General features: G+C 61.6%; 3 protein-coding genes. 1 reads left to right on the top strand and 2 read right to left on the bottom strand.

Annotated features, from left to right (window positions below; genetic code table 11):
- Positions 1-151 precede the first annotated feature (151 nt).
- Positions 152-1,018 (bottom strand): transcriptional regulator HexR, encoded by an 867-nt coding sequence (hexR, locus tag AACY08_RS17615; RefSeq protein WP_010168370.1) that lies wholly within the window; start codon positions 1,016-1,018, stop codon positions 152-154.
- A gap of 158 nt (positions 1,019-1,176) precedes the next feature.
- Complete coding sequence (locus tag AACY08_RS17610; RefSeq protein ID WP_339470600.1) at positions 1,177-4,053, bottom strand: EAL domain-containing protein; 2,877 nt, start codon at positions 4,051-4,053, stop codon at positions 1,177-1,179.
- Positions 4,054-4,300: 247 nt separating this feature from the next.
- Between AACY08_RS17610 and uvrD the strand changes: the two genes are divergently transcribed.
- Positions 4,301-6,484 carry a DNA helicase II gene (gene uvrD, locus AACY08_RS17605; protein WP_339470597.1) on the top strand — a complete coding sequence of 728 codons (2,184 nt, stop codon included), beginning with the start codon at positions 4,301-4,303 and terminating at the stop codon, positions 6,482-6,484.
- The last annotated feature ends 175 nt before the right edge of the window (positions 6,485-6,659 follow it).

The following is a 6,659-nucleotide window of genomic DNA, read 5'->3' as shown; positions in this document are numbered from 1 at the left end:
CTCTCCCACTCGGGTGCTGACACACCAGTGCTGGCTACGGCCTTTGCCCCGCACGCGTTCTATAACCTTACGATGAACCAGTTTGATGCGCGACAGCGCTACGTCGAAGATGTAGTGGGGCCTCCCATATTTGACCGAGTGTGACTTTGAATCAATCGTCGAGGGCTTTGACCGACTTGGGCGACAACCGCAGGCTACGCAAGCTGCGCTTCACGCTCTTGAGGTGGTTGACCAGGCTCGGCCCGCGCGCCATGGCCACGCCCATTGCCAACACATCAATCACCACCAAGTGGGCGATACGCGAGGTCAGCGGCGTATAAATCTCAGTGTCTTCATGCACGTCGATTGCCAGGTTGACCGTAGACAGTTCCGCCAACGGCGTCTGGCTCGGGCACAGGGTGATCAGGGTCGCACCGCTTTCACGCACCAGATTGGCGGTGATCAGCAGGTCTTTGGAACGGCCCGACTGGGAAATACAGATGGCGACGTCGGTAGGCTTCAAGGTCACCGCCGACATTGCCTGCATATGCGGGTCACTGTAGGCGGCGGCGGTGAGCAGCAGGCGGAAGAACTTGTGTTGGGCGTCAGCGGCCACTGCGCCCGAAGCACCAAAACCGTAGAACTCGACACGCTGGGCCTGGGACATAGCGGTCACGGCCTTTTGCAACTCCACCGGGTCGAGCTTCTCGCGCACTTCCATCAGGGTGTGCAGGGTGGTGTCGAAGATTTTCAGGCTGTAGTCGGCGACGGAATCGTCTTCGTGAATCGCAAATTGCCCGAAGCTGGCACCGGCGGCCAAACTTTGGGCCAACTTGAGTTTCAAGTCCTGGAACCCGGAGCAACCGATGGCGCGGCAGAAGCGCACGATGGTCGGCTCGCTGATGCCCACACTATGGGCCAGGTCGGCCATGGAACTGTGCATCACAGCCGCAGGGTCAAGCAGCACGTGATCGGCAACCTTGAGTTCCGATTTGCGTAACAGGTGGCGCGACTGGGCGATATGTTGCAACAGGTTCAAAGGGCAGGACTCTTGTTATGGGCAGGGCCAAGGATGTAGCAATCTTGTAGTTATACTACAAGAATTGTCGTTTTGCCCGTCCGAAGCATCACTAAATCGCCCTGCTCCCCTTTGAATCTAAGGGCGGCCAAGTTGTAGCCACAGGGGCGGCCTTGGCGTCACTCAGGAAAATCTGCATTTTTCCGTAACAAATCTGCCAACCCTTCGGCCTGCATCGGCCGGCTGATCAAATAGCCCTGCACTTCGTCACACTGCTCCCCTCGCAGGAAATCCAGCTGCTGCTGATCCTCCACACCTTCGGCCACCACTTTGAGCGCCAACCCATGGGCCATGGCAATGATTGCCCGGGTAATGGCCGCGTCTTCACGCCCCTGGCCAAGCCCACGGATAAAGCTCTGGTCGATCTTCACGTAGTCCACGGGGATGCGTTTGAGGTAGCTGAGGGACGAATAACCGGTACCGAAATCATCAATGGCCAACTTCACGCCCAGGTCGCGCAGTTGCTGGAAGGTTGCGATGATGTGTTCAACGCTGTCGAGCAACTGGCTTTCGGTCAGCTCCAGCTCGAGGTATTGCGGGGCCAGCCCGGTTTCTTCGAGCACCTGACGCACCAGGCTGACCACCTTGCCCTGGCGCAACTGATGCACCGACAGGTTCACCGACACTCGAATCGGCGCCAACCCCTGACGCTGCCATTCACAGGCTTGCCAGCAGGCCTCGCGCAGCACGAACTCGCCCAGTGGCACGATCAGGCCGGTCTCTTCGGCCAGGCCGATAAAGTCCCCCGGCGGCACCATGCCCCACTGCGGATGCTCCCAGCGGATCAACGCTTCGGCAGCATTCAGCTTACCGGTGGCCAGGCACAGTTTCGGTTGGTAGAACACCATGAGCTGGCGCTCCTCGATGGCCTTGCGCAAGTGGTTTTCCAGCTGTAAGCGCTCCAGGGTGCTGGCTTGCAGGCTGTCGGTGTAGAACTGGAAATTATTACCGCCCAGATGCTTGGCGTGCTGCATCGCCATGTTCGATTGACTGACCAGCGCGGAAATTTCCCGTGCATTGTCCGGCAACAGGCTGACGCCCATCGAAGCACTCACTACCAGCTCATGCCCATCCACCGTCACCGGCACGCGCAGCTTGGCCAACAGTCGTGTGGCGACTCGCGCCAGGCTCGAGAGGTTGCCATAAGCGTCGAATAACACGGCGAACTCGTCCCCGGACAGGCGTGCGATGGTGTCGGCCTCGGGCAAGGCGTTGATCAGACGGCGCGCCACTTTCTGCAGCAATTGGTCGGCGACTTCATGGCCCAAACTGTCATTGAGCAGCTTGAAGCGGTCCAGGTTGATATGCAGCAGCGCCAGGCTGCGCCCGCCCTGACGCACGCGCTGATGAGCCTCGCGCAGCCGTTCGCGGAACAGCGAGCGGTTGGCCAGGCCGGTCAATTCGTCATAGTGGGTGAGGTAGCGCATGCGCTCTTCGGACTCACGCCTGGCCGAGAGATCGGCGAAGAAACCCACGATATGGCTGACTTTCCCCCGAACATCGCGCACCACGTTCAATTGCAGCCACTGCGGGTACAGCTCGCCGTTCTTACGCGTTTCCACCAGCTCGCCCTGCCAGGTGCCGTGGCTGAGCAGCGCCTGGCGGATCACCGGGAAGTGGCGGCGGGCATCACGACTGCTGGGCAGCTCCACGACATTGCGGCCGATCATGTCGCCGGTTTCAAAACCGGTCACACGACTGAACGCCTGGTTGACGGCGACCAGCTTGTAGTCCGGGTCAAGAATCACGATACCTTCGCTGGCCGCCTCGAACACGGTCGACGCCAGGCGCTGTTGTTCCTCCAGCGCCTTGCCGGCGCTGATATCGCGGCGCGTGCCAAGCATGCGCGTGACTCGCCCGTTGGCCGTGCGCTCCACGGCACGGCCACGGTCTTCGATCCATACCCAGTGCCCATCGCCGTGGCGCACGCGGTACTCCACCTGATAGTCCTCGCTGCGGCCCTTAAGGTGTTCCACCAGGGCGCGCTTGAGCAGCGGCAGGTCTTCGGGATGCAGGCGCGGCTTGAGATGGCCGAGCATCGCCGTGACGTACTCCGACTCCAGGCCGAACAATTCCTTGAGCTGGGTGTGGTGGACTTCGTCGGTTTGCAGGTTCCAGTCCCACAGGCCAAGTTCACTGGCTTGCAGGGCCATGGCCAGGCGCGCTTCGCTTTTATTCAGGGCCAGGCTGGCGGCGTCCAGCTCCTGGCTACGTTGCGCCACGCGGTCCTGCAGGCCGATTTGCGCGTCACGCAGTTCCTGCTCGACCTGGCGGCGCTGTTCGACTTCGCGCACCAACTCCTGATTGAGTTGTTCGCTGCGCTGCTGCGCCTGTTGCAGGTGCTCGATCAGCGCCTGGTTCTGGAAGCGTCGCAGCAGCCCGCGCTGGATCAGGCGATTGACCTGCCACGCCACCAGGCTCAAGGACGCCAGCAGGATCAGGCCCAGTACACCCCAACCGCGCTGCCGCGGGTCGCCGCTCCAGAACAGGTAGATGATCGCCGGCACCAGGCACGGCAAGGCGAAAGACAAAAACGCCGGCAGGCTCACGGCATAGGCCACGCTGGCCGACAGCGTCGCGGCGCCAATCAGGCCAAACACCCAGGCCTGTTGCATAAAGCTGTCCGCCGGCACCAGCGCGATGGCGGCAATAGCCAGGGTCAGGCCGCTGACCGCCGAGCCGAGCATGAACACGCGTCGCCATATCGGCTGGGCCTGGCGGCTGGGCATGGCTGAATCAAACGCCGCCACCTGGATCACGCGCATCGCCACCAGGGCCAGCAGCCAGACCAGCCAGATGCTGTCCAAGAGGTATTGCTCGGGGTTCCAGAGCAGCCAGGCGCAGACCAGGCCATTGACCAGCATCAACAGGGTCGGCAGCAGGGAGCCTTGATACAGCAGGCGCGTGCGCTCGACCGCCATCTCGGTGGCGTAGTGTTTGCGAAGAACCTGCGCGGGCGCCGCCGAGGGGCCGAGCAGATCGGTGCTGAGGGTCATAGGCAGTGTTCTTATAATGGTGAGCCCGAAACGTCGACGGAGCATACACAAGCAAGCGCTCCGGCCAAACTGCTCCACGTCATAAAATCCGCACGCTCAGGCAGCGCAAACTCCGGAGCCAGACGGCTTGAACGAGACGCTGCGCGGGCTGCGACCGTTGACCGACCGGTCATCACCCCGACTGTTTTACGTCGACCACCCGGCATTGGTATTTGCCCCACTCTCCCGTGGGCCATAGAATGCGCCGATGCGCGATGATCTCTCTCTTTTGCTTAACTCCCTCAACGATGCCCAACGCCAGGCCGTAGCAGCCCCCGTTGGCCGTCAGTTGGTCCTGGCCGGTGCTGGCTCCGGTAAAACCCGAGTGCTGGTGCACCGTATCGCCTGGTTGATCCAGGTCGAGAACGCGTCCCCGCATTCCATCCTGTCGGTGACCTTCACCAACAAGGCCGCGGCCGAGATGCGCCACCGCATCGAGCAGTTGATGGGCATCAGCCCGGCCGGCATGTGGGTAGGCACTTTCCACGGCCTGGCGCACCGCCTGTTGCGCGCCCACTGGCAGGAAGCGGGCCTGGCCCAGACCTTCCAGATCCTCGACAGCGATGACCAGCAACGCCTGGTCAAGCGGGTGATCCGCGAACTGGGCCTCGACGAACAGCGTTGGCCGGCGCGCCAGGCGCAATGGTTTATCAACGGCCAGAAAGACGAAGGCCTGCGCCCGCAACATATCCAGGCCAGCGGCGACTTGTTCCTGGCCACCATGCGCAGCATTTATGAAGCCTACGAGGCCGCCTGCGCGCGCGCCGGGGTCATCGACTTCTCCGAGCTGCTGCTGCGCGCCCTCGACCTGTGGCGCGACAACCCAGGGTTGCTGGCCCATTACCAGAAACGCTTCCGACACATTCTGGTGGACGAGTTCCAGGACACCAACGCCGTGCAGTACGCCTGGTTGCGCCTGTTAGCCAAGGGCGGCGACAGCCTGATGGTGGTGGGCGACGACGACCAGTCGATCTACGGCTGGCGCGGCGCGAAAATCGAGAACATCTACCAGTATTCCGAAGACTTCCCGGACGCGGTCACCATCCGCCTGGAGCAGAACTACCGCTCCACCGCCGGTATCCTCAAGGCCGCCAACGCCTTGATCGCCAATAACACCGGGCGCCTGGGCAAAGAGCTGTGGACCGACGGCGGCGAAGGCGAAGCGATCAACCTGTACGCCGCGTTCAACGAGCACGATGAAGCACGCTACGTGGTAGAAACCATCGAAAGCGCGCTGAAAACCGGCCTGGCACGCAGCGACATCGCGATTCTTTACCGTTCCAACGCCCAATCGCGGGTATTGGAAGAAGCCTTGCTGCGCGAGCGCATCCCGTACCGCATCTATGGCGGCCAGCGCTTCTTCGAGCGTGCCGAAATCAAGAACGCCATGGCTTACCTGCGCTTGCTGGAAGGTCGTGGCAACGATGCGGCGCTGGAGCGCGTCATCAATATCCCGGCACGTGGCATCGGCGAGAAAACCGTCGAGGCGATTCGCGACCACGCTCGCCATGCCGATGTGTCGATGTGGGAAGCCATGCGCTTGCTGATCGCCAATAAAGGCCTGACCGGTCGTGCAGCGGGCGCACTGGGCGTGTTTGTCGAGCTGATCGAGAACCTCTCGGCCAAATGCGCGGAAATGCCGCTGCACCTGATGACTCAGACCGTGATCGAACAGTCCGGCCTGATCGCCTACCACGAAGCGGAAAAAGGCGAGAAAGGCCAGGCCAGGGTAGAAAACCTTGAGGAACTGGTGAGCGCCGCCCGTGCGTTCGAAAACACCGAGGAAGACGAAGAGCTGACTCCGCTCGCCGCATTCCTCGGGCATGCGTCGCTGGAAGCCGGCGACACCCAGGCCGATGAGCATGAAGACAGCATCCAGCTGATGACCTTGCACAGCGCCAAGGGCCTGGAATTCCCGTATGTGTTCCTGGTCGGCATGGAAGAAGGTCTGTTCCCCCACAAGATGAACCTGGAAGAACCTGGCCGTCTAGAGGAAGAACGTCGCCTGGCCTACGTCGGCATCACCCGCGCCATGCAGAACCTGGTGATGACCTACGCCGAAACCCGACGCCTGTACGGCAGCGAGACCTACAACAAGGTGTCGCGCTTCGTACGTGAGGTGCCGAAGGGTCTGATTCAGGAAGTGCGCCTTTCCAACAGCGTCAGCCGCCCGTTCGGCGGAGGCCAGCAGCAAAGCGCCAGCAGCCTGTTCGCCGGCTCAGAAATTCCGGAAACCCAGTTCAGCCTTGGCCAGCAGGTCAGGCATTCGGTGTTCGGCGAAGGCGTGATCCTCAACTTCGAAGGCGCGGGTGCCCAGGCGCGGGTGCAGGTGAACTTCGCCGAAGGCAGCAAGTGGCTGATGATGGGTTACGCGAAGCTCGAAGCCATTTGAAACATCTGCCTACATGAAGGTGATTGGCCCGCCCTTGTTTTTAGCAAGCGCGGGCCAATATCTGTAATAAGTCCTACAGACCATTCTGAGCCGGTCCTACGCAAAAGCCCGAAACATTATGTCGCTAGCCACTGTCACTGCACCTGTGCAACATGGCGCGCGTGCAATCCACAAA

Source organism: Pseudomonas sp. EL_65y_Pfl1_R83, from assembly GCF_963970695.1.
Taxonomy (GTDB): Bacteria; Pseudomonadota; Gammaproteobacteria; order Pseudomonadales; family Pseudomonadaceae; genus Aquipseudomonas; species Aquipseudomonas tritici.
The sequence above is the reverse complement of the archived record's forward strand: the minus strand, read 5'-3'. Positions and strand labels throughout refer to the sequence as shown.